This window comes from Streptomyces ochraceiscleroticus (assembly GCF_000720485.1).
Lineage (GTDB): Bacteria > Actinomycetota > Actinomycetes > Streptomycetales > Streptomycetaceae > Streptomyces > Streptomyces ochraceiscleroticus.
In genome coordinates, this window is sequence record NZ_JOAX01000122.1 from 1 (window position 1) to 298 (window position 298).

The window sequence follows — 298 nt, forward strand, 5'->3', positions numbered from 1 at the left end:
GACCTCCTGCGAGGCCCGGTTCCAGCGCAGCTCCTTGCCGTGGTACTCATCCGCCACGCCATCGGCCGTGAAGTCCGCCATCGCCGCCTTCACCTGACCATCGCGCGCCGTGATCACCTGCTCCAGCCGCGCGATCACCGTCTGGATATTGCCCTGCGCATCACCCGACGCCGCCGTGTCATACGAACGACGATCCTGGCCACCAGCCATCACACACACTCCCCGTCACACAGAAGTTCAGCGGCCGCCGAACCGCGCCGCATCGAAATTCGCCGCCGACATCTGCTGCCGCGCGTTG

1 protein-coding gene is annotated in these 298 nt (G+C 66.4%); it reads right to left on the minus strand.

What is annotated here, in order from left to right; translation table 11 throughout:
* Positions 1-210, minus strand: a 210-nt coding sequence (locus tag IG84_RS0137475; RefSeq protein ID WP_031068031.1) for a pore-forming ESAT-6 family protein, incomplete at its 3' end; no start/stop codon positions are given.
* Between the last annotated feature and the right edge of the window lie 88 nt (positions 211-298).